22 protein-coding genes and 1 pseudogene are annotated in these 21,394 nt (G+C 70.1%); 6 read left to right on the top strand and 17 right to left on the bottom strand.

All coding sequences use genetic code 11. The features are described 5' to 3' along the window. Positions 1–68 precede the first annotated feature (68 nt). Genes ACWDUM_RS15250 through ACWDUM_RS15240 form a run of 3 tightly spaced genes read right to left on the bottom strand, consistent with a single transcriptional unit; the run spans position 69 to position 2,652 of the window. The gene (locus tag ACWDUM_RS15250) at positions 69–935 is read right to left on the bottom strand and encodes a TrmH family RNA methyltransferase (RefSeq protein ID WP_450114334.1); all 867 of its coding nucleotides are present in this window, start codon (positions 933–935) and stop codon (positions 69–71) included. Beyond that, positions 932–1,927 (bottom strand): tRNA (adenosine(37)-N6)-dimethylallyltransferase MiaA, encoded by a 996-nt coding sequence (gene miaA, locus ACWDUM_RS15245; protein WP_450134599.1) that lies wholly within the window; start codon positions 1,925–1,927, stop codon positions 932–934. Before miaA ends, ACWDUM_RS15250 begins: the two co-directional genes overlap by 4 nt. Next, entirely contained in the window at positions 1,915–2,652 is a 738-nt protein-coding gene (locus ACWDUM_RS15240; RefSeq protein ID WP_450134598.1) for a class III extradiol dioxygenase subunit B-like domain-containing protein, read from the bottom strand. The genes miaA and ACWDUM_RS15240 overlap by 13 nt, the downstream gene beginning before the upstream one ends. A 220-nt stretch (positions 2,653–2,872) precedes the next feature. Here ACWDUM_RS15240 and ACWDUM_RS15235 point away from each other — a divergent pair, with 220 nt between their 5' ends. Next, positions 2,873–4,228, top strand: coding sequence for a DUF349 domain-containing protein (locus tag ACWDUM_RS15235; RefSeq protein WP_450114331.1), 1,356 nt, complete (start codon positions 2,873–2,875; stop codon positions 4,226–4,228). Positions 4,229–4,292: 64 nt separating this feature from the next. Here ACWDUM_RS15235 and ACWDUM_RS15230 read toward each other — a convergent pair whose 3' ends face one another. The 5 genes and pseudogenes from ACWDUM_RS15230 to ctaD form a co-directional block, all read right to left on the bottom strand. Next, on the bottom strand, positions 4,293–4,943 hold the full coding sequence (locus ACWDUM_RS15230) for an IMPACT family protein (RefSeq protein WP_450134597.1): 651 nt from the start codon (positions 4,941–4,943) through the stop codon (positions 4,293–4,295). A 44-nt stretch (positions 4,944–4,987) separates the two neighbouring features. After that, positions 4,988–5,557 (bottom strand): Rv2732c family membrane protein, encoded by a 570-nt coding sequence (locus tag ACWDUM_RS15225; RefSeq protein WP_450114329.1) that lies wholly within the window; start codon positions 5,555–5,557, stop codon positions 4,988–4,990. Further along, complete coding sequence (gene miaB / locus ACWDUM_RS15220; protein ID WP_450114328.1) at positions 5,554–7,080, bottom strand: tRNA (N6-isopentenyl adenosine(37)-C2)-methylthiotransferase MiaB; 1,527 nt, start codon at positions 7,078–7,080, stop codon at positions 5,554–5,556. Before miaB ends, ACWDUM_RS15225 begins: the two co-directional genes overlap by 4 nt. A gap of 61 nt (positions 7,081–7,141) precedes the next feature. Then, a pseudogene (locus ACWDUM_RS15215) lies at positions 7,142–7,567 on the bottom strand (group III truncated hemoglobin); the annotation flags it as partial. Between the two features lie 193 nt (positions 7,568–7,760). Beyond that, positions 7,761–9,494: an aa3-type cytochrome oxidase subunit I gene (gene ctaD / locus ACWDUM_RS15210; protein ID WP_450114327.1), complete on the bottom strand. Its 1,734-nt coding sequence runs from the start codon at positions 9,492–9,494 to the stop codon at positions 7,761–7,763. 307 nt (positions 9,495–9,801) lie between these two features. On the opposite strand from ctaD, the gene ACWDUM_RS15205 reads away from it, so the two are divergent. The 4 genes from ACWDUM_RS15205 (at position 9,802) to ACWDUM_RS15190 (ending at position 13,056) form a co-directional block, all read left to right on the top strand. Beyond that, positions 9,802–10,530 carry an amino acid ABC transporter ATP-binding protein gene (locus ACWDUM_RS15205; protein ID WP_450134751.1) on the top strand — a complete coding sequence of 243 codons (729 nt, stop codon included), beginning with the start codon at positions 9,802–9,804 and terminating at the stop codon, positions 10,528–10,530. A gap of 52 nt (positions 10,531–10,582) precedes the next feature. Beyond that, complete coding sequence (locus tag ACWDUM_RS15200; RefSeq protein ID WP_450114326.1) at positions 10,583–11,416, top strand: glutamate ABC transporter substrate-binding protein; 834 nt, start codon at positions 10,583–10,585, stop codon at positions 11,414–11,416. Between the two features lie 69 nt (positions 11,417–11,485). After that, positions 11,486–12,166 carry an amino acid ABC transporter permease gene (locus tag ACWDUM_RS15195; RefSeq protein ID WP_450114325.1) on the top strand — a complete coding sequence of 227 codons (681 nt, stop codon included), beginning with the start codon at positions 11,486–11,488 and terminating at the stop codon, positions 12,164–12,166. Then, complete coding sequence (locus ACWDUM_RS15190) at positions 12,163–13,056, top strand: amino acid ABC transporter permease (RefSeq protein ID WP_450134596.1); 894 nt, start codon at positions 12,163–12,165, stop codon at positions 13,054–13,056. Before ACWDUM_RS15195 ends, ACWDUM_RS15190 begins: the two co-directional genes overlap by 4 nt. A 31-nt stretch (positions 13,057–13,087) precedes the next feature. Here the strand turns inward: ACWDUM_RS15190 and recX are convergent, their stop codons facing one another. The 6 genes from recX to ACWDUM_RS15160 all read right to left on the bottom strand — a co-directional run bounded on the left by recX (position 13,088) and on the right by ACWDUM_RS15160 (position 17,708). Continuing rightward, positions 13,088–13,705: a recombination regulator RecX gene (gene recX / locus ACWDUM_RS15185; RefSeq protein WP_450134595.1), complete on the bottom strand. Its 618-nt coding sequence runs from the start codon at positions 13,703–13,705 to the stop codon at positions 13,088–13,090. A gap of 10 nt (positions 13,706–13,715) precedes the next feature. Then, positions 13,716–14,759 (bottom strand): recombinase RecA, encoded by a 1,044-nt coding sequence (gene recA, locus ACWDUM_RS15180; RefSeq protein ID WP_450114322.1) that lies wholly within the window; start codon positions 14,757–14,759, stop codon positions 13,716–13,718. A 188-nt stretch (positions 14,760–14,947) separates the two neighbouring features. Continuing rightward, entirely contained in the window at positions 14,948–15,142 is a 195-nt protein-coding gene (locus tag ACWDUM_RS15175; protein WP_450114321.1) for a DUF3046 domain-containing protein, read from the bottom strand. 45 nt (positions 15,143–15,187) lie between these two features. Beyond that, positions 15,188–16,354 carry a glycosyltransferase gene (locus ACWDUM_RS15170; RefSeq protein WP_450134594.1) on the bottom strand — a complete coding sequence of 389 codons (1,167 nt, stop codon included), beginning with the start codon at positions 16,352–16,354 and terminating at the stop codon, positions 15,188–15,190. Further along, positions 16,288–16,728 (bottom strand): low affinity iron permease family protein, encoded by a 441-nt coding sequence (locus tag ACWDUM_RS15165; RefSeq protein ID WP_450134750.1) that lies wholly within the window; start codon positions 16,726–16,728, stop codon positions 16,288–16,290. The genes ACWDUM_RS15170 and ACWDUM_RS15165 overlap by 67 nt, the downstream gene beginning before the upstream one ends. Then, the gene (locus ACWDUM_RS15160; protein ID WP_450134593.1) at positions 16,725–17,708 is read right to left on the bottom strand and encodes an LLM class F420-dependent oxidoreductase; all 984 of its coding nucleotides are present in this window, start codon (positions 17,706–17,708) and stop codon (positions 16,725–16,727) included. Before ACWDUM_RS15160 ends, ACWDUM_RS15165 begins: the two co-directional genes overlap by 4 nt. A 197-nt stretch (positions 17,709–17,905) precedes the next feature. On the opposite strand from ACWDUM_RS15160, the gene ACWDUM_RS15155 reads away from it, so the two are divergent. Continuing rightward, entirely contained in the window at positions 17,906–18,553 is a 648-nt protein-coding gene (locus tag ACWDUM_RS15155; RefSeq protein ID WP_450134592.1) for a pyridoxamine 5'-phosphate oxidase family protein, read from the top strand. A gap of 4 nt (positions 18,554–18,557) precedes the next feature. On the opposite strand, the gene ACWDUM_RS15150 is transcribed toward ACWDUM_RS15155, so the two are convergent. From ACWDUM_RS15150 to ACWDUM_RS15140, 3 genes are all read right to left on the bottom strand, one after another. Further along, a complete protein-coding gene (locus ACWDUM_RS15150) occupies positions 18,558–19,088 on the bottom strand; it encodes a DinB family protein (RefSeq protein WP_450134591.1) in 531 nt (176 codons plus the stop codon). Positions 19,089–19,220: 132 nt separating this feature from the next. Next, positions 19,221–20,723: a glycerol-3-phosphate dehydrogenase/oxidase gene (locus ACWDUM_RS15145; protein ID WP_450134590.1), complete on the bottom strand. Its 1,503-nt coding sequence runs from the start codon at positions 20,721–20,723 to the stop codon at positions 19,221–19,223. 37 nt (positions 20,724–20,760) lie between these two features. Next, positions 20,761–21,390 carry a TetR/AcrR family transcriptional regulator gene (locus ACWDUM_RS15140; protein ID WP_450134589.1) on the bottom strand — a complete coding sequence of 210 codons (630 nt, stop codon included), beginning with the start codon at positions 21,388–21,390 and terminating at the stop codon, positions 20,761–20,763. Positions 21,391–21,394 lie beyond the last annotated feature (4 nt).

Raw genomic sequence — 21,394 nt, 5'->3', positions numbered from 1 at the left:
ACCCACGCCGGGCATCGTCGCCGCCGCCCCGAACAGGCTCATCCGCGCAGCCAGGTGATCGGCGATGTTCATCGGGTGCCCCCCACCGCGGTCATCCGCTGTCGCGTGACCTCGTACAGGCACACCGCACCGGCCGACGGCGCGCCGAGGGAACTCGCGGCACCACCGATCGGAATGCTGACGGTGACGTCGCAGGCGCCGCGCCAGGCGGCGCTCATGCCACGGGTCTCGTTACCGATCACCAGGATCGTTCCACCTCTCAGGTCGTGGTCGGCGATCGTGACAGCGCCGTGCTCGTCGGTGCCCACGATCTGCATCTCCATCTTCTGGCGGCCGCGGAAGGCGACCACTTCGTCGGGGTCGGCGGCGGTGAACACCGGCATTGCGAACAACGAACCGGTGGACGCGCGCACGCACTGCGGGTCGAACGGGTCCGTGGCGTGCCCGGTGACCACCACCGCGTCCGCCCCGAACGCGTCGGCGCTGCGGATCAGAGTACCCAGGTTGCCGGGCGACGACGGCCGGTCGAACACCACCAGTAGCGGCGCCCGCTCACCGCGGCGCAATGTCAGCGCCGACAGCGGTCGCGTCCGGGTTTTCGCGACCGCGATCAGCTCCGGCGCCGACTCCGACCTCTCACCCAGTTCGGCAAGCAGTTCGCCCGCGACGCCGACCGTCTCACCCGACCACCGCTCGAGGGCGCCGCGGGCCCATTCGGACAGCGGCGGGCCGTCGACGCGGAACAGCAGCGTCTCGACGGGCCACTCGTGGTCGAGTGCCAGGGTCAGCGGCCGGACGCCCTGGATCAGGAACCGGCCTGCCTTGGTCCGCTTCGCCCGGGTGGTCAGGTACGACTGCCACTGCTGGAACCGGGCATTGCGCACCGTCACCCGGGGCTGCCCACCCGGCGTCCGGCGCGCCGTCTTCTTCGTCACTGATCCTCCACGACCGATTGTTCATCCACGCTCGACAACTCCTCCACGACGGGCGGTGCCTCCACGACGGGCGGTGCCTGCACGACGGTCAGGGCCGCGTCGACCAGGTCCGGCCTCGCCGCGTCCAGCCACCGCACGCGCTGGTCCCGCCGGAACCACGACCGCTGCCTGCGCACGTACCGGCGGGTGCCGATCAGGGTGCGCATCCGGGCCTCGTCGAGGTCGTACTCGCCGTCGAACGCCGCGAGTACCTGCGCGTAGCCGATCGCCCGCGGCGCGGTGACCCCCTCCCGCAGGCCTGCCGCGACAAGCGTCTCGACCTCCTCGACGAGTCCCGACTCGAACATCAGCCGGGTCCGCAGCTCGATCCGCTCGTCGAGCTCGGCGGTGTCCCGGTCGACTCCGATCACGCGCGTCCCCCACCGCGGCTCCCCGATCGTGGGGGCCGACGCGGCGAACGGGCGCCCGGTCAGCTCGACCACCTCGAGGGCGCGCACCATCCGGCGGCCGTCGGTGGGCAGGATCGTCGCGGCGGCCTGTGGGTCGACCCGCGTCAGTTCCGCGTGCACGCCCGCCACCCCCCGCTCGGCGAGCACCGCCTCCCACTTCGCGCGGACCTGCGGGTCGGTCGCCGGGAACGCCCAGTCGTCGAGCAGCGACTGCACGTACATCATCGACCCGCCCACGATCACCGGCACCGCGCCGCGGGCCAGGATCGCCTCGACGTCGGCGCGGGCGGACTGCTGGTACCGCGCGACCGTGGCGGTCTCGGTGACGTCGAGGACGTCGAGCTGGTGGTGCGGGATGCCCCGCCGCTCGGCGACCGGCAGCTTGGCCGTGCCGATGTCCATGCCCCGGTACTGCTGCATCGCATCGATGTTGACGATCTCGCCGCCGAGCCGCTGCGCGAGGGCGAGCCCGAGATCGGACTTTCCGGTCGCGGTCGGACCGACGACCGCGATCGGCCTCGAGGTGTCGGTCACGGCAGCCACAGCCCCACGTGGTAGCCGACGCCGTACGGGGCGCCCTGGTAGTCGGTGCGGCACTTCCTCGGCGTGCCGCCGAACAGCGCGGCCAGGACCTGCCAGGCGGGGCGGCCGGCGATGCCGAGATCGGCACAGGCGACGGGGTCCAGCTGGGCGAGGTACTCGACGTCGCCCTCCGCGAGCGCGTGATCGAGCTCGGCCTGCGCGACGGGCGCGCGGTCGTCGTAGGCGCCGGGCGCCTTCGGGGTCAGCGTGTTCGCACCGTCGGCGACGACCAGGACAGCGCGCGGGCGCGGGTCGGCGTCCAGCTGCTTCCGCAACCGGGCACCGAGTTGGGCGCAGTACACCGGAGACGTGTCGGGGGCGACCAGGATCGTCTCGATCTCGGTGCCCGGCGCCCCTGGATTTGCCGAGCGGACGGCCCCGCGCAGCCAGCCGGCGATCAGCGCGGCGAGCGGCAGATTCGGATCGGCGACGCCCTGCTCGCCGGCCGCCCCCAGGGCCACCCGCACGTCGGCGCCGTACCCGCGGAAGGTGCCGCGTGCCGCGGCGGGAACCTCGGCCTCCGTGGCTCCGACCCCGATCGCGGTCCACGTCGGAGCGAGTCCGGCCAGCTCACCGGCGACATCGAGGGTGGCGGCACGCAGGTCGGCGGTCTCCGTCGCCGCCGCGCCCGCGAGTTCGGGAATCAGCAGGGGCGGGGAGGAGACCAGGGCTGCGGCGGTGAACACACCGGCCAACGGTAGTCGCCACCCGTCACGGTTCCACCACCAGATCCGTCCTTTGCGCGCACGCCGCATCCCGCGCAATCCCTACTCTCGCGGTCCAAGCTGTTTCAATGGTCCTGACACCTTGTTCCGGGTTGAATGGGACCAGCGCGCGCAGACGTGAGGATCGGCGTGCGACGAACGAGGCAGCGGCAGCCGTGACGCGCGGCAGAGATGAGGAGTCATGACCGACAGCAGCGCACCCAAGCCCGGCGCCCCGAAGCCGGGCGCTCCCAAGCCGGGCGCCCCCAAGCCGGGCGCCGCGAAACCCGGTCCCGCGAAACCCGCTGCCCCCGCCGCCGTGCACGCACCGGCGGTGACGCCGCCGAGCGATCCGAGCCGATTCGGACGCGTCGACGAGGACGGCACCGCCTGGGTCACGACCGCGGACGGCGAGCGCCAGATCGGGTCGTGGCAGGCCGGCGACGCCGCCGAGGGGCTGGCCCACTTCGGCCGCCGCTACGACGACCTGGCCACCGAGGTGAGCCTGCTCGAAGCCCGCCTGACCTCCGGCTCCGGCGACGCGCGCCGGACCCGCACCGCGGCGGCCGCGCTGGCCGAGTCCCTCCCGACCGCGGCCGTCATCGGCGACATCGACGCCCTGGCCAAGCGCCTGGACGCCGTCATCGCCGGCTCTCAGGAGGCCGCCGAGGCGGAGAAGGCCGAACGCGAACACGAACGCGAGGAGCACACCCACCGCAAGGAGGAACTGGCCGCCGAGGCCGAGCGGATCGGCGCCGAATCCACCCAGTGGAAGGCCGCAGGCGACCGGCTCCGCGAGATCCTCGAGGAGTGGAAGTCCATCCGCGGTGTCGACCGCAAGCTCGACGACGCGCTGTGGAAGCGGTACTCGAAGGCCCGTGAGGCGTTCAACCGCCGGCGCGGCGCCCACTTCGCCGAACTCGACCGCGAGCGCGCCGCGGCGAAGACCCGCAAGGAAGAACTCTGCGAACGCGCCGAGGAGCTGAAGGACTCGACCGACTGGGGTCCGACCGCATCCGCGTTCCGCGATCTGCTCACCGAGTGGAAGGCCGCCGGACGCGCACCGCGCGAGGCGGACGACGCGCTGTGGAAGCGGTTCAAGGCGGCACAGGACGTGTTCTTCGGCAACCGCAACGCCGCCGCGTCCGAGCGGGACGCCGAGTTCGAGGAGAACGCCACCGCCAAGGAGGCACTGCTCGGCAGCGTCCACATCGACCCGGCCAAGGACCTCGACGGCGCCCGCGCCGCCCTGCGGGACCTGCAGGAGAAGTGGGACGAGATCGGCAAGGTCCCCCGCGAGAAGATGCACGATCTCGAAGGCCGGCTGCACGCCATCGAGAAGAAGGTCCGCGACGCCGCCGACTCGCAGTGGCGGCGCACCGACCCGGAGGCGATGGCACGTGCCGCCCAGTTCCGGGAGCGAGTCGCGCAGTTCGAGGAGCAGGCCGCGAAGGCCACCGCGGCAGGCAAGACGAAGGATGCCGAGAAGGCTCTCGCCCAGGCCCAGCAGTGGCGGGAATGGGCCGACGCCGCCGAGGGCGCCGTCAGCGACCGATAGACGGCACCGCCGTCCGTGAGTGAATCTCGCCCCGGTCGGGTGGGCCCCCTGGGGAGAGATTCACTCACCGGCGCGGCAGCTCGGAATCCACCCAGCGGACGCCCGCCGGGACGAGTTCCGACGCGCCGGCGGTGAGTTCCGCGACTGCGGCCGCCAGGTGCTCGGGATCCCGGGTCGCGAGAGTGAAGGTGACCCTGGCGCCGTACTCGGTGTCGACAACCGCAACCCCGCGCCCCCGCAGGTCCGCCTCGACCCGGCCCGCGGTGTCGTGGCCGACCTCGAGGGACAGCAGTTCGAGGCGTTCCCGGCTCAGCCACCGTGACGACCCGGCAGCCGCGTCGACCGCGGCGGCCACTGCACCCGAGTAGGCACGCACAAGCCCGCCCGCGCCGAGCTTGATCCCGCCGAAGTAGCGCGTCACGACCACCCCGACGTCCACCAGCTCCCGAGCCCGGAGCACCTGGAGCATCGGCACCCCGGCCGTGCCACCGGGTTCGCCGTCGTCACCCGACCGCTCGGCCCGATCCGACTGCTCGTTGCCCGTGACGTAGGCCCAGCAGTGATGCCGCGCGTCGGGATACAGGCGCCGCTGATCCTCCAGGAAGTCCTGCGCCTCGGCCGGGCTGTCGACACGCCGCAGCGCCGCGATGAAGCGGGAATGCCTGACCTCGGTCTCCACGACCACGTCGGCTCCCGCGGGCAGGGTGAAAGGCACGATTCGACTCCCTCGAGCCCGACGTCACTCCCGCCCGGGGACCGTCAGCGATCCCCCCAGATGAGGTTGTTCTGGTCACCCTCCGCGGTCTTGCGACGCCGTTCCTCCTCGGCCGCCAGCTGGAGCGCGGTGCGCTGCCACACCACGTGCACCCAGTGGAAGGTCAACACCATGATCAGGACCCACCCGAGAATCAGGCCGATGCCGGGCCCACCACCGGGTGAGGAGGCGTCGAGGGTCTGCCGGGACCAGATCGCCAGCATGCCGAACACGCTGGCCACCGCCGATCCGGCGACCGAGATCCACGCCAGGACCCAGCGCCGGGTCACCAGCGCGAGCATGCCGAACACGATCCCGAACACCAGCGTCAGCCAGACGAACACCCGCGACGGGAGGGCGATGTCCTCGGCCAGGGCGGCGTCGTTGCCGACCAGGACGTCCCAGCCCTTCGCTCCCCCGGTGTGCGGCAACGCGAACGTCGCCATCAACGCGAGGATGCCGACCGCGACGACGAGGGCCCGCATGCCGGGGTCGATCTCGCGCGCCACCTTCTTCTCGGCGGCGTCGATGTCCTTGCGGTACTGCTCGATGGGGTCGGGCTCGTTGTTGCTCATGCTCCACATCCGGTCACGGTCGGCAGCGGCGCGGGCGCGCCGATCTGCGGGAGTCCCAGGCCGACCCCGATCGGCGGGGTCTTCGGGGTGATGCCGCGTTCGTGCGAGTCGCCGGCCCGGGTCCGCCGGTGGCCGAGCACCGGACCGTCGGCGATCAGGTGGTGCGGCGCGGCGCCGGTGACGACGGTGGTGATCACGTCGCCGGGACGGACCTGCCCGTCCAGCCGGCCCTCGGGACGGAAGTGCACCAGCCTGCCGTCGCGGGCGCGACCGCTCATCCGCAGCGTCTCCGCGTTCTTGCGGCCCTCACCGGCGGCGACCAGCAGCTCGACCTCGACACCGACCAGCTTCTGGTTCTCCTCGAGGGTGATCTGCTCCTGCAACTCGATCAGCCGGTCGTAGCGTTCCTGCACGACCTCCTTCGGGAGCTGCTCGTCCATCTCCGCGGCCGGGGTCCCGGGACGCTTGGAGTACTGGAAGGTGAAGGCGCTGGTGAACCGCGCCTGCCTGACGACGTCGAGGGTGGCCTGGAAGTCCTCCTCGGTTTCGCCTGGGAAGCCGACGATGATGTCGGTGGTGATCGCGGCGTGCGGCATGGCCGCACGGACCTTCTCGATGATGCCGAGGAACTTCGTGCTGCGGTACGACCGCCGCATCGCCTTCAGGACACGGTCCGAGCCGGACTGCAGCGGCATGTGCAGCTGCGGGCACACGTTCGGGGTGGCGGCCATTGCCTCGATCACGTCGTCGGTGAACTCCGCGGGATGCGGAGACGTGAACCGGACCCGCTCGAGGCCCTCGATGTCGCCGCAGGCGCGCAGCAGCTTCGCGAACGCGCCTCGGTCCCGCGGCGCTTCCGGGTCGGCGAACGAGACGCCGTAGGCGTTGACGTTCTGACCGAGCAGGGTCACCTCCAGCACGCCCTCGTCCACCAGGGCCTGTACCTCGGCGAGGATGTCGCCGGGCCGGCGATCCACCTCCTTGCCGCGCAGCGCAGGCACGATGCAGAACGTGCAGGTGTTGTTGCAGCCGACGGAGATCGACACCCAGCCGGCGTAGGCGGATTCCCGCTTGGCGGGAAGGGTCGACGGGAACGCCTCGAGCGAGTCCAGGATCTCGACCTCGGCCTGCTGGTTGTGCCGCGCCCGGTCGAGCAGGGCGGGCAGCGATCCGATGTTGTGGGTACCGAATACCACGTCCACCCACGGCGCCTTCTTGACCACGGTGTCGCGGTCCTTCTGGGCCAGGCAGCCACCGACGGCGATCTGCATGCCCGGGTGCGCGTCCTTCGTCGGGCGCAGGTGACCGAGGGTGCCGTACAGCTTGTTGTCGGCGTTCTCCCGGACGGCGCAGGTGTTGAACACCAGCAGGTCGGGGTCGGTGCCGGGCACGGCCTTGGTGTAGCCGGCGTCCTCGAGCAGACCGGACAGCCGCTCCGAGTCGTGCACGTTCATCTGGCAGCCGAAGGTGCGGACCTCGTAGCTACGGGGTGCTGTCGAGGTCTCGGGGTCGATCGTGTCCACCCCACCAGGGTACGGCCTGACCGGGAGCACCCCTCACCGCGTCCGGAACCGCCTCGACCACCCCGGTCGGCATCGCCGCCGCCCCGGTCCGGACCGCCTCGGCCGCGAGGCTGGGCAGACCCGCCAGCCGGCGGTGCATCGCGGTGGCGATCCGTTGCCCCTGCAGCTTCGCCCGGTCCGCGACCGGCCCGGTGTACAGCTCGTCGACCGCCTCGCGCCAGAGCAGCAGCCAGCGGTCGAAATGCGCGCCGTCGAACGGGTGCCGTTCGTACGCCTGCCGGTGGATCCGGAACAGACTGCCCCGGTACGTGCCTGCGGAGAACAGGATCGTTTCCCAGAAGTCGCACATCACGGGCAGGTGCGACTCGAGTCCCTGTTCGCGCACCTCCGTGAACGGTTCCGCGAGCAACTCGTCGACCAGGGCGCGGCCGTAGAAGCGGCGGAGCAGCACGTCGATCTCGGCGCGGGTCGTGAGGTCACCGGCCACGGGCGTCGCCCTTCCCCGGACCGCGGCGTGCACCGGCACCGGACACCACCGCTCGACCGCCGCCACCGGACGCTCAGAGCGGATTCCACCATTTGACGAATGCAACGTACAGGTTGGTCGGGAAGAACATCTCCCAGTCCAGTCCGTAGTACGGCAGGTCGGGCAGATTGCCTTGCATGGCGGGTCTCCTGTCTCAGTCGGCGGAGCCGGCGGCGACCTCGGCGACCGCGGTCGACCCGTGGGCGCGCCCGGCGTGGGCCTCGGCGCGCATCCGGTCGACCATGTGCGGGTAGTGCAGCTCGAACGCCGGTCGCTCGGAGCGGATCCGGGGCAGTTCGGTGAAGTTGTGCCGCGGCGGCGGGCAGGACGTGGCCCATTCGAGCGAGTTGCCGAAGCCCCACGGGTCGTCGACCGTGACGACCTCGCCGTAGCGGTAGCTCTTGAAGACGTTCCACAGGAACGGCAGCGTCGAGGCCCCGAGGATGAACGCGCCGATCGTGGAGACTTCGTTGAGTGTGGTGAACCCGTCGGAGGGCAGGTAGTCCGCGTAGCGACGCGGCATGCCCTCGGCGCCGAGCCAGTGCTGCACCAGGAAGGTGGTGTGGAAGCCGATGAACGTGAGCCAGAAGTGCCACCGGCCGAGCCGCTCGTCCAGCATCCGCCCGGTGATCTTCGGGAACCAGAAGTAGATGCCGGCGTAGGTGGCGAACACGATGGTGCCGAAGAGCACGTAGTGGAAGTGCGCGACCACGAAGTACGAGTCGGTGACGTGGAAGTCGAGCGGCGGGCTGGCGAGCACGACGCCCGACAGACCGCCGAAGAGGAAGGTCACGATGAAGCCGACCGAGAACAGCATCGGCGTCTCGAATGTCAGCTGGCCGCGCCACATGGTGCCGATCCAGTTGAAGAACTTCACGCCGGTCGGGATGGCGATCAGGAAGGTCATGAACGAGAAGAACGGCAGCAGCACCGCGCCGGTGGCGTACATGTGATGCGCCCACACCGCCATCGACAGGGCGGCGATCGACATCGTCGCGAACACCATCCCGCTGTATCCGAAGAGGGGCTTGCGGCTGAACACCGGGATCACCTCGGTGATGATGCCGAAGAAGGGCAGCGCGACGATGTACACCTCGGGATGACCGAAGAACCAGAACAGGTGCTGCCACAACATGTTTCCGCCGTTGGCGGGATCGAACACGTGCGCACCGAGGTGTCGGTCGGCGAACACTCCCATCAGTGCGGCCGTGAGGATCGGGAACGCGAGCAGCACCAGGATCATCGTGATGAGGATGTTCCAGGTGAAGATCGGCAACCGGAACATCGTCATCCCGGGGGCCCGCAGGCACACCACCGTGGTGATCATGTTCACGCCACCGAGGATCGTGCCGACACCGGCGACCGCCAGACCCATGATCCACATGTCGGCGCCGACACCGGGCGCGTGCACGGCGTCGGTGAGCGGACTGTAGGCGGTCCAGCCGAAGTCGGCGGCGCCACCGGGGGTGACGAAACCGGCCATCGCGATGAGGGCCCCGAACAGGTACAGCCAGTAGCTCAGCGCGTTCAACCGCGGGAACGCGACGTCCGGCGCGCCGATCTGCAGCGGCAGGATGTAGTTGGCGAAGCCGAACACGATCGGCGTCGCGTACAGCAGCAGCATCACCGTGCCGTGCATGGTGAACAGCTGGTTGAACTGCTCGTTCGACAGGAACTGCATCCCCGGCACCGCGAGCTCCGCGCGCATCAGCAGGGCCATCAGACCGCCGGCGAGGAAGAACGCGAACGACGTGACCAGGTACAGCACCCCGAGCATCTTCGGGTCGGTCGTGGTGACCATCCGGTAGACGTACGAGCCCTTGGGCCCGAGCCGCGCCGGGAACGGCCGGGACGCCTCGAGGTTCGGCTTCGGGGACACCGCGGTCATGCCGGCCACCCCGATCCGCGGCCCTGGTGGATCTGGTCGATCTCGGCGTTCGCGTACGTCATGGAGCCCCCTCGGCAGGCTTTGTTCGTATTCGAACCAGTAAACACCCGTCGCAACGACTCGCGACGGGTTCCGTGAGGGATCGCAGGATCGGGCGTCGATTCGTTGCCTTGGTAAAAGTTCCATTACGCCGACCGGCCGAGTCGACACAAAGACTGGGGTTCGTCCAGCCCAGCACCTAGGGTCCATCACTATGACGAACGCGGGCGTATCGGGCGCGGGCGCGCCGACCGCCATCTCCCCGACGATGATCTCGATGACCGGGGTGCAGAAGCACTTCGGCGACCTGCACGTTCTCCGCGACATCAACCTCGACGTCCCCACCGGCCAGGTGGTGATCGTGGTCGGGCCCTCCGGGTCCGGGAAGTCGACGCTGTGCCGCACGATCAACCGGCTCGAACCCGTCGACGAGGGCACCATCGCGGTGGACGGCCGGGAACTGCCCGCCGAGGGCAGGGCGCTGGCCGCGTTGCGCGCCGACGTCGGGATGGTGTTCCAGTCGTTCAACCTGTTCGCGCACAAGACGATCCTGGAGAACGTCATGCTCGCCCCGGTGAAGGTGCGGAAGATGAGCAAGACCGACGCCAGGGCCCGGGCCGTGGAGCTGCTCGACCGGGTCGGGATCGGCAACCAGGCCGACAAGTACCCCGCACAGCTGTCGGGCGGTCAGCAGCAGCGGGTGGCGATCGCCCGCGCGCTGGCGATGAACCCCAAGGTGATGCTGTTCGACGAGCCGACCTCCGCGCTCGATCCCGAGATGGTCAGCGAGGTCCTCGACGTGATGACCAACCTCGCGAAGGAGGGCATGACGATGCTCGTGGTCACCCACGAGATGGGGTTCGCACGCAAGGCCGGCGACCGGGTGCTGTTCATGGCCGACGGCCAGATCGTCGAGGACACCGACCCGGACACCTTCTTCACCGCACCGAAATCGCCACGCGCCAAGGACTTCCTCGGGAAGATCCTCGGCCACTGACCACACTGACCACCGCCGAAATTCCACTGCTCGACCCGAAGGAGAGGAACACATGAGGATCACCCGCGCGCTACGAGTCGGGGTCGGAGTGCTCGCCGTCGCCGTCGTCGCGACCGCCTGTGGCGGCGACGAGGAGAAGAGCGCCAGCCAGAGCGCCGAATCGGGAACGCTCACGGTCGGCATCAAGTTCGACCAGCCCGGTCTCGGGCTGCGCAACCCCGACGGCACGTTCAGCGGTTTCGACGTCGACGTCGCCACCTATGTGGCGGGCAAGCTCGGCGTCGAGCCGTCCGGGATCACCTTCAAGGAGTCCCCGTCCGCGCAGCGCGAGACGCTGATCCAGAACGGCGAGGTCGACTACGTGGTGGCGACCTACTCGATCACCGACGCCCGCAAGGAGAAGGTCGACTTCGCCGGCCCGTACCTGACCACCGGGCAGTCGCTGCTGGTGCGCTCCGACAACACCGACATCACCGGCCCCGAGTCGCTGAACGGCGGCAAGAAGCTGTGCTCGGTGACCGGCTCCACCCCGGCGCAGAAGGTCAAGGACACCTACGCCAACGAGGTGCAGCTGCAGGAGTTCGACACCTACTCCGCGTGCGTCGAGGCGCTGCGCAACGGTGCCGTGGACGCGGTGACCACCGACGCGATCATCCTGGCCGGCTACGCCGCCCAGTATCCCGGCCAGCTCAAGGTCGTCGGCGACCAGTTCACCACCGAGAACTACGGCGTCGGACTGGCCAAGGGTGACGACGAGACCCGCGCCAAGATCAACGACGCCATCGAGGCGATGATCGCCGACGGCTCCTGGCAGGCGGCGCTGGAGAAGAACGTCGGACCGTCCGGCTACCCGATCCCCGCGCCCCCCACCGTCAACCGCTACTGACCACCCGACGGCCGCGGACCCGGGCGAGATGCCCGGGCCGCGGCCGTCGCCGCCGCACCCGGGAGTGACGTGGACCTGCTCAGCAAGTACGGGGATCAGCTGATCTCCGCGTTCTGGACGACGATCGAACTGACCGCGCTGTCCGCGGTCGGCGCACTCGTCATCGGCACGGTGCTCGCCGCGATGCGGGTCTCCCCCGTCCCGGTGGCCCGCTGGCTCGGCACGGCCTACGTGACCGTCTTCCGCAACACCCCGCTGACGCTGATCATCCTCTTCTGCTCGTTCGGCCTGTACCAGACGATGGGTGTGCGGCTGGCCCCGGAGAACTCTCCGACCTCGCTGGTGGACAACAACTTCCGACTCGCCGTCCTCGGACTGGCCGTGTACACGGCGGCCTTCGTGTGCGAGTCGCTCCGCGCAGGCATCAACACGGTGCACGTCGGCCAGGCCGAGGCGGGCCGGTCGCTGGGCCTGACGTTCGGGCAGAACCTGCGGTTGATCGTGCTGCCGCAGGCCTTCCGGACGGTGATCGCCCCGCTCGGCAGTGTCCTGATCGCGCTGACCAAGAACACCACGATCGCGTCGGTGATCGGAGTGGCGGAGGCGTCGCTGCTGATGAAGACCATGATCGAGAACGAGGCGGCGATCTTCGTGGTCGGCGGGATCTTCGCGCTTGGCTTCGTGATCCTGACCCTGCCCATGGGTCTGCTGTTCGGCTATCTCGGCAAGCGGATGGAGGTGGCACGGTGACCCGGGCGACAGCAACCCCTCAGGCGACCGTCCTCTACGACGCCCCAGGACCCCGCGCCCGCACGCTCCACCGGCTCGCCTCGGTGGCCGTGGCGGCGCTCCTCGTCGCCGTCGGCTATCTGGTGTACCGGGCGCTCGACGCCAAGGGCCAGTTGACGGCGGAGAAGTGGAGTCCGTTCACCGAGACGACGTCCTGGACGACATACCTCCTCCCGGGCATCCGCGGCACGCTCACCGCCGCGGCCATCTCGATCGTGCTCGCATTGATCCTCGGTGTGCTCCTCGGCGTCGGCCGACTGTCGGACCACCGGATCGTCCGGACGGTGTGCGGTTTCGTCGTCGAACTGTTCCGCGCCATCCCGGTGCTGATCCTGATGATCTTCGCCTATCAGGTGTTCGCCGACTACCAGGTGTTCAAGGCGAAGTACCTGGCGCTCGCCGCGGTGGTGACGGGTCTGACGCTCTACAACGGCTCGGTGATCGCCGAGATCGTGCGCGCCGGGATCACCTCCCTCCCGCGGGGGCAGACCGAGGCCGCGAAGGCTCTCGGGATGCGCAAGGGCCTGATCACACGCACGATTCTGCTGCCGCAGGCGATCACGACGATGCTGCCGGCGATCATCTCCCAGATGGTGGTGGCGCTGAAGGACTCCGCGCTCGGCTACCTGATCGGCTACGTCGAGGTCGTGCGATCCGGCCAGCAACTGGGCGCGTTCTACGGCAACTACCTGCCGTCGCTCCTGGTGGTCGCGGCGATCATGATCGTGCTCAACTCGGCCCTGTCCGCGCTCGCGACGTACGTCGAGAAGCGTCTGCGCGGCGGCAAGAAGGGCCGCCCGGCGGTCGCGCCACCGGTACCGCCCGCCGCACCGGGCATGGACATGGTGTGACGGCCGCGTCGACCCGGGCGACGCGCCAACCTCAGCGGTCGTCCAAACCCTCGGTGTCCGAGCCGGCCTGCGCGAGCTCGGTCTTCACCACGTCGAAGCACATGCCTTGCGGGTAGCCGCGCCGCGCCAGCATCGACACCAGCCGGCGCACCAGACGGTCGCGTTCGCTGCTGCGTCCGCCCGGACCGTCCACCTCGAAGTCCAGGGACGCGGTCCGCAGCTTCCGGCGCACCAGTTCGGCGGCGCGTTCGCGTTCGTCGTCGCCGTCGATCTGATCGAGAGCGACCGCCGCGACATCGGGGGCAACGCCCTTGGTGCGCAGTTCCATCGCCAGCGCACGCCTGCCCTTGCCGGAGTACGTGTGCCGTGAGTGCACCCACTGGGAGGCGAACGCGGCGTCGTCAACCAACCCGACCTCGGTGAGCCGGTCCAGGACCCGCACGATCACCTCGGCGTCGAAACCCTTGTCCGTCAACTTCTTCGACAGTTCCGCACGACTGCGCGCGCGGTCCGTCAGGAGGCGCAGGCACAGATCCTTGGCCTGCGCCTCCTGCTCGGCCGGTGAGCGGGAGGCGACGTCGCCGGCCCGCCGTGAGTCGCCGTCACCGGTCCGCCTGCGGGACCTCCGCGGGCGGTCGTCCGGTTCCACGGTGGATCTCCTAGAAGTCGACGGGCGCGTCGTCGCCGCCCTCCGCGGTCACGTCGGCACCGATGCCCAGCTTCTCTTTGATCTTCTTCTCGATCTCGTCACGGATGTCGGTGTTCTCCAGCAGGAACTTCCGGGCATTCTCCTTGCCCTGCCCGAGCTGGTCGCCCTCGTAGGTGAACCAGGAGCCCGACTTACGAATGAAGCCGTGCTCGACGCCCATGTCGATCAGCGACCCCTCCTTGGAGATGCCCTGACCGTAGAGGATGTCGAACTCGGCCTGCTTGAACGGCGGCGACACCTTGTTCTTGACGACCTTGACGCGGGTGCGGTTACCGACCGCGTCGCCGCCGTCCTTGAGGGTCTCGATGCGGCGCACGTCCAGGCGCACCGAGGAGTAGAACTTGAGCGCCTTACCACCGGTGGTGGTCTCCGGGGAGCCGAACATCACGCCGATCTTCTCGCGCAGCTGGTTGATGAAGATCGCGGTGGTGCCCGAGTTGTTCAGCGCACCGGTCATCTTGCGCAGCGCCTGGCTCATCAGGCGGGCCTGCAGACCGACGTGGCTGTCACCCATCTCGCCCTCGATCTCGGCGCGCGGCACCAGCGCGGCCACCGAGTCGACGACGATGATGTCGAGTGCGCCGGAGCGGATCAGCATGTCCGCGATCTCGAGGGCCTGCTCACCGGTGTCCGGCTGCGAGACCAGGAGCGCGTCGGTGTCGACACCGAGCTTGCGGGCGTACTCCGGATCGAGTGCGTGCTCGGCGTCGATGAACGCGGCGATGCCGCCGGCGGCCTGCGCGTTGGCGACCGCGTGCAGTGCGACGGTCGTCTTACCCGAGGACTCCGGGCCGTAGATCTCGACGACGCGACCGCGGGGCAGACCACCGATGCCGAGTGCGACGTCGAGGGCGATGGAACCGGTGGGGATCACCGAGATGGGCTGGCGAGCCTCCTCGCCGAGACGCATCACCGAACCCTTGCCGAAGTTCTTGTCGATCTGCGCCAGTGCGAGCTCGAGCGCCTTGTCGCGATCGTGTGCCTGCGGTGCCATCGGTTCTCCTTAGTCAACGACTGGTGTTCGGTCAGCACTCGTGATCCGAGCGGTTCTTCTTGATGCCGTCACCGTAGACGGGGGCACCGACAAACTTTGCCGACGCGACCTGACGAGCACCCCCCAAGCATAGGCGAACACCTGTTCGAGTCAACGGGCCGGGCGGCGTGTCGGCCGCGTCCGGGCACCTACCAGCGATTGCGGGGCACGTCGAACTCGGCGCACAGCGCGCGCCACACCTCCCGCGGCTCGCGACCGTCCTCGATCGCCTGGGCCGCGGTCTTTCCGCCCAGGCTGAGCAGCACGTGATCCACCAGCAGGGATTCGCCGTAGAGACGGCCGAACTCGCCGTGCACCAGTTCGTTGAACTCGGTCAGTCGCACGACTTCACGGTAGCCGACGGCCGCGAACCCTCGGGGCCGAGACCGTCAGGGCAGCGACAGCCCCGCCCCGGCCGCCGCCCGGCACACCGCCACCGGATCCTCGACGTCGCCGGCGGTCCGCGCGGCCTCCCGCGCCGCCTCCCCGAACGACGGCTCGTCGAGCATCCGCAGCACCGCCTCCCGAAGCGCGTCGGCGGTCAGCGGGCGCACCACCAGGGCACTGCCCTGCCGGGCCGCCCGGTTCGCCAGCTCCCACTGGTCACCGCCGCCCGGCACGGTCACCGCGGGAACCCCGGCCAGGAGCGTCTTCGCCAGCATGCCGTGGCCGCCGCCGCACACCACCACCGACGAATCGGCCAGCAGCGCGTCCTGCCTTCCGAGGCCCGCCCGCGCCCAGGACGGCAGGTCGGCAGGTGGGGCGTCGAGCATCGACGCCACCACCCGCACCCCGGTGCCGTCGAGCGCGGTCAGCGCGGTCTCGAGCATGCCCTCGGCACCCGTGTGCGCGGTCGACGGCGCGATCGTCACCAGCGGACCGTCCCCGGGCGGCAGCCCGAGGAGATCAGTCGTCGGCTCCCACAGCAGAGGGCCGACGACGTGCGCATGTTCGGGCCAGTCCGGCCGCGGCACCTCCAGCGCGGGCACGGTCGCGATCAGCCGGGCCACCGGGCCCGGATCCTGCGCGGGCAACCCGACCCCGACGCGCGCCTCGGACCGCTGGCGCAGGCCCTGCTTGATGGACCGGGCGGTGGCCGCCCGCATCAAGGCGTCGCGTGCGCGTCCGCGCAGGCCCTCCCCAGGCGCGAGGCCGCTGCCGATCGGCGGCAGTCCCTTCGACGGGAGGTACAGCGGATGCGGGGACAACTCCACCCAGGGCACGTCGAGTCGCTCGGCGGCCATGCCGCCACCGGCGGTGAGGATGTCCGAGACCACCAGTTCCGGCAGCATCGCGCTCAGGTCCGGCAGGATCTCGGTGGAGATGTATGCCGCCCGGGAATGGATCCGCGCGCCTGCGTCGAGGTCGTCGTCCTCGGGCCGCGGCGCCAGCCCCTTGAGCTTGCGCACCGAGATCCCGGCCCCCCGCGCCGCATCGAGCCATCGATCTCCGGTGAACAGCACCGGATCATCCCCCGCGGCAATCAGTTTCAGACACAGAGCGATGGCGGGAATGGCATGACCGGGATCAGGTCCGGCGACGACTGCGACGCGCATCCGACCAGGGTGCCACAGTGCCGGTCCGGCGGAGCCGATCCGGCGTGACCGGTCGCTCGGTGGCGCGCCTCGAGCCCGACGGCGTCCCGGAGCCGCGTCGCCGCGTCCCGCAACTCCGGATCGCTCGCTCCGGCGGAGTCCATCAACGCGGCCAGCGCCTCCGCGACCACGTCGAGCTGCTCCTGCGACGTCTCGTTCGCCCGCCGACTCGCATTCGCCAACAGCACCACCAGCAACAACGTGAACATGCTCGTAACCGTGTGGATCACTCTCTGCCAGGCCTTCAGGTCAGTCCACCACGGCAGGCTGACCAGCCAGAGAAGGACGACCCCGAGACCACCTTCCGCCCACCGTGTGGTCGGGAGATCACTCAGCCGGCCACCAGCGGGCCGAGGGTACGGCCGGCCAATTCCACGATCCCCGGTTCGGCCCCGTTGAGGACGAGATTGATCACGATCCCGTCGACGCCGCGGTCCAGGACCCGGGTCTGGATCTGCTCGGCCACCTCGTCCGGGTCGCCGACGAACTGCCGGTCGGTGGCGGCGGCGCGCGCCGCGTCGTCCAGGGTGTCGAGGTCGACTCCGCGGGAGAGCAGGAACTCGCGCTGCAGCTGCCGGGCGCGGTCGCCGCTCTCGTCGACGATGACGGACGCGAGGTAGCTGGTCTCGAGGGTGGAGCGGTCCCGGCCGGCCTCCTCGCACCGCTGCGCGAGGGCGTCGAGCTTGCGTGGCAGTTCCGTGGTGTTGCAGATGATGTTCAGGTGATCGGCGTACCGGGCCGCGTATCCGAACGTCCTGCGTTCGCCGCCACCACCGAGGAGTACCGGCAGGTCGTTGCGGATCCGGGGCTCGTTGATCGCGCTCTCGGTGCGGTACCAGGCGCCCTCGACGGTGGGACGCTGCCCGCGCAGCATCGGCACGATGATCTCGAGCGCTTCACCGAGCCGGTCCATGCGCTCGGCGACGGTGCCGAACTCGTAGCCGAACTGGCGGTGCTCCAGCTCGAACCACCCGGCACCGATCCCGAGCACCGCGCGACCCCCGCTCACCACGTCCAAGGTGGTGACGGTCTTGGCGAGCATCGGCGGGTTCCGGTAGGTGTTGCCGGTGACCAGCGCCGACAGCTTGATGTCGGTGGTGGCCATCGCCAGCCCCGACAGCGCCGTGTACGCCTCGAGCATCGGCTCGTCGGGCTCGCCGATCCCCGGCAGTTGGTAGAAGTGGTCCATCACGAACGCGGTGTCGAAGCCCGCCGCCTCGGCCTCGCGGGCCTGTGCGACGACGGTCGGGAACAGTTCCCGGACCGGGGTTCCGTAGCTGAAGTTGGGCATCTGGTATCCGAGCCGAATGCTCATGGCGCCCAACGCTACGCCGCGCAGCCGCCTCGCGGGCACCGATCGGGCGAGCGGCCGAAAGTGGCAACAACCTTCACCCCAGGGTCACTGGCGGCCGACCCGGGCGGGACCGATCCTGGGGTCGACGACTTCCCGGCACGAATGTCGCAGCACGAATTTTGCAGCACGAACTTCTGGGGGACCCGAGGTGGACAACGATGACCGGTACCGATCGAGGCTCGAACGGAGAGGTCGGCCTCGACGCCGCGTGTGGCACCCGCGGCGAGACGGCAATGCAGGACGAGCTGGGGACCTCCTTCCGCGCCGAACGCTTCTATTCGCGCCAGATGTGCAGCCGCCTGAACCCCGCGATGATCGAGTTCGTCGGGCGGATGGATCTGCTGTTCATCGGGACCGCGGCGGCCGACGGGTCGTGTGACGTGTCGATGCGGGCCGGACCGCCGGGATTCGTCCGGGTCTTCTCCCCCGACCTGATCGGCTATCCCGAGTACCAGGGCAACGGGGTGATGGCGAGCCTGGGCAACATCGTCGAGAACCCGCACATCGGCCTGTTCATGGCGGACTTCGTCACCGACCTGATCGGCCTGCACGTCAACGGCGCCGCACTCGTCGTCCCCGACGACCAGGTGCGCCTCACGCATCCGGACCTCCCGCCGGAACAGGTGCGCGGGCGTCGCGCCGAGCGCTGGGTCCTCGTTCACGTCGAGGAGGCGTACATCCACTGCCGCAAGCACATACCGAAGATGATCCCGGCCGACCGCGCCCGCGATCGGGGCACCCACAACCCCGAGCGCAGCGGCGGCGACTACTTCGGTGTCGCCGCCGCCCGCGGGCGGCCTCGATGACCCGCTAGAACTCCATCCCGGCGTCGGCACCCATCTGCATCGTGGTGTTCGCGCCGTCGAGGCTCTCGCGGATGATGTCGGCATGCCCGGCGTGCTGCGCGGTCTCCCGCAGGATGTGCATCAGGATCTTCCGCCCGCTCCACCACTCCCGTTCGGGTGACCACGGCGCGGTCGGCAGGGGCACCGGCAGGTCCAGGTCGACGTCCCGGATGGCGGCCTCGGTCTCCCGGGCGGCGACCGCGTAGTCGGCGAGCAGGGTTTCGAGCGTCTCGTCGGGGCCGACGGTCCACGACTGCATCCCGGCCGCCATGTCGAACTCGGCGGTCTCGTCCCGCGAGGTCATCGTGTGGACCCAGCCCCGCTCGGTTCCGGTGACGTGCTTGAGAAGCGCAATGAGCGTCAGTTCACTTGCCGTCGACCGGGTACGCGCACCGGCGTCGTCGAGGCCACGAAAGGTGATCAGGAACGTGCGGCGCTGCTCGGTGAGCAGGTCGAGGATGTCGGACTTCGCGGCGTTCTGGGAATCGGTGGTCATGGCGGTCGCTCTCCCGGGAGGTCGGTGCAGCCTTGTCGAACCGGACCCGCCCCACGCTACGTCGGGCCTCCGACAGATACCGGGTCGGCAGGACTCCGAGTTCGCAGGACTCCGAGCCTGCCGGACGCCGGGTCAGCCGAGCGCTTCGCTCGCCGCGTCGAGGGCGCGTGCCCGGTCGGCGGGAACGAGACCGATGCGGGTACGGCGGTCCAGCAGGTCGCCGACGTCGAGGGCGCCCTCGTGCCCGACGGCGAAGGCGAGTTCCGCGCGGGTGACGTCGAGGCCGTCCGCGACCGGTGTGAGGTCACCGGCCTCTGCGACGGCCGCCGACTCGGCGCCGTACCGGGCGACCAGCGAGGCCGGCAGTCCCGTCGGGGCAGGTCCGGCCCCGACGACCGGAAGGTTCGTCGTCACACAGGACCCGGCCGCGAGGCCACCCGCCCGGATCGCGGCGTCGACGGCATCCTGCGCCATCTTCCGGTAGGTGGTCAGCTTGCCGCCCACGACGCTCACGACGCCGTTGCCCGACGTCAGGACGGCGTGATTGCGGGACAGGTCGGCGGTGGCGCCGTCGCCGGTGTCGAGCAGCGGACGCAGGCCCGCGTAGCTCGCGAGCACGTCGGCGCGGGTCAGGTCGCCACCGAGCGCGGTGTTGACGGTTGTCAACAGGAAGTCGATCTCGGCGTCGGTGGCGACCGGCACGTCGGGAATCTCCCCCGGCGCCGCCTCGTCGGTCAAGCCGAGGTACACCCGCCCGAGCTGCGCGGGCAGGGCGAACACGAAGCGGTTCGTCTCGCCCGGGATCGGCACGGTCAGCGCCGCCGTCGGGTTGCCGAGCCGCTCGGCCGCCAGCACCAGGTGGGTGCCGCGGCTGGGCTTGAGCGTGATGTCGGGGTCGACCTGCCCGGCCCACACCCCGGCGGCGTTGACCACGGCCCGTGCCCGGACGGTGAGTTCCTCCCCGGTCAGTTCGTCGCGCAGGCGCGCGGAATCGCCGGTGACGTCATGCGCGGCGACCCGGGTCAGGATCTTCGCGCCGTGACCGGCGGCGGTACGGGCGATCGCGACGACCAGACGGGCATCGTCGACCAACTGGCCGTCGTAGGCGAGCAGTCCCCCGCGCAACCCCTCGCGGCGCACCGCAGGCGCCAGCGCGATCGCGGCGGCGGCCCCGATGCGACGCGACCGCGGCAGCACCGAGGCCGGGGTGCGCGCCGTCGCGCGCAATGCGTCACCGGCGAGGAAACCGGTACGCACCAACGCCTTCTCGAACCGGCCGACGGACGGCAGCAGCGGCACCAGCTGCGGCAACGCCCGGATCAGGTGTGGCGCCGTGCGGGTCATCAGGATGCCGCGTTCGACGGCACTCTCCCGCGCGATACCGACATTGCCGGTCGCCAGGTAGCGCAGCCCGCCGTGCGCGAGCTTCGAACTCCACCGGCTGGTGCCGAAGGCGAGGTCGCGGCGTTCGACGAGGACGGTCCGCAACCCTCGGGACGCGGCGTCGAGCGCGACCCCGACCCCGGTGATGCCGCCACCGATCACCAGGACGTCGATCGGGTCGCCGTCCCCGAGTCCGACGAGCTCCCGGGTGCGGCGGGTGGCATTGAGTGCGGTCGGCGCATGAGCGTGCAAGTTGGGCTCCTTGTTCCGGGTCCCGGAGTTCCGGGACTCAGACGGGCGGTGGGGTCAGATAGGAATCGACGGCGGTGGAAAGCTCCGCGATCAGCATCTCGGGCGCCAGCAGTTCGGCGACCATGCCTGCGGACTGAACGGCGGACTGCGTCATCAGCAGCACCATGGTGGCGATGACGGACGGATCGCCCGCGCGGATCGAACCGTCCACCTGACCGGCCGCGACGACCGGGACGAGGTGGTCGATGATGGCGCGCTGGCTGGCGCCGAGCCGGTCGACGATGTAGGGAATCAGCAGTTCGGGGTCGGACCGCAGGATCTTCACGAACAGCGGGTGGGTGCGCACGGTCTCGGCCGCCACCGCCACTGCGCGCACCAACTGCTCGCGTACCGGTCCGTCCTGCGGGATCAGCGGGATCGCCGACCCGATCTCGCGCGTCAGCAGGTCCCCGACCACCGCGCGGGTGTCCGGCCAACGCCGGTAGACGGTCGGCCGGCTGACGCCGGCCCGCCGGGCAATCTCCGCGAGCGTGGTGCGGCGCACGCCGAACTCGAGCACACAGGTTCGCGCCGCGTCGAGGATCTGGTCGTCGACGCTGCGCTGGGGTTCGAGACCGCGCGGACGGTCCAGTTCACCGCTCACGGTTTCATCGTTACGGATAGACATCGTG

This window comes from Rhodococcus sp. NPDC003322 (assembly GCF_053589555.1).
Note: the sequence above shows the minus strand (reverse complement) of the source record. Positions and strands in the feature narration are given on the sequence as shown.

What these genes read in the sequence shown, in the direction of transcription:
- ACWDUM_RS15205 (WP_450134751.1), top strand. Translation starts at nt 9,802, where the DNA reads ATGATCTCGATGACCGGGGTGCAGAAGCACTTCGGCGACCTGCACGTT.
- ACWDUM_RS15200 (WP_450114326.1), top strand. Translation starts at nt 10,583, where the DNA reads ATGAGGATCACCCGCGCGCTACGAGTCGGGGTCGGAGTGCTCGCCGTC.
- ACWDUM_RS15160 (WP_450134593.1), bottom strand. Translation starts at nt 17,708, where the DNA reads ATGAGCATTCGGCTCGGATACCAGATGCCCAACTTCAGCTACGGAACC.
- ACWDUM_RS15170 (WP_450134594.1), bottom strand. Translation starts at nt 16,354, where the DNA reads ATGCGCGTCGCAGTCGTCGCCGGACCTGATCCCGGTCATGCCATTCCC.
- ACWDUM_RS15155 (WP_450134592.1), top strand. Translation starts at nt 17,906, where the DNA reads ATGACCGGTACCGATCGAGGCTCGAACGGAGAGGTCGGCCTCGACGCC.
- ACWDUM_RS15140 (WP_450134589.1), bottom strand. Translation starts at nt 21,390, where the DNA reads ATGTCTATCCGTAACGATGAAACCGTGAGCGGTGAACTGGACCGTCCG.
- recA (WP_450114322.1), bottom strand. Translation starts at nt 14,759, where the DNA reads ATGGCACCGCAGGCACACGATCGCGACAAGGCGCTCGAGCTCGCACTG.
- ctaD (WP_450114327.1), bottom strand. Translation starts at nt 9,494, where the DNA reads ATGACCGCGGTGTCCCCGAAGCCGAACCTCGAGGCGTCCCGGCCGTTC.
- ACWDUM_RS15225 (WP_450114329.1), bottom strand. Translation starts at nt 5,557, where the DNA reads ATGAGCAACAACGAGCCCGACCCCATCGAGCAGTACCGCAAGGACATC.
- ACWDUM_RS15150 (WP_450134591.1), bottom strand. Translation starts at nt 19,088, where the DNA reads ATGACCACCGATTCCCAGAACGCCGCGAAGTCCGACATCCTCGACCTG.
- ACWDUM_RS15235 (WP_450114331.1), top strand. Translation starts at nt 2,873, where the DNA reads ATGACCGACAGCAGCGCACCCAAGCCCGGCGCCCCGAAGCCGGGCGCT.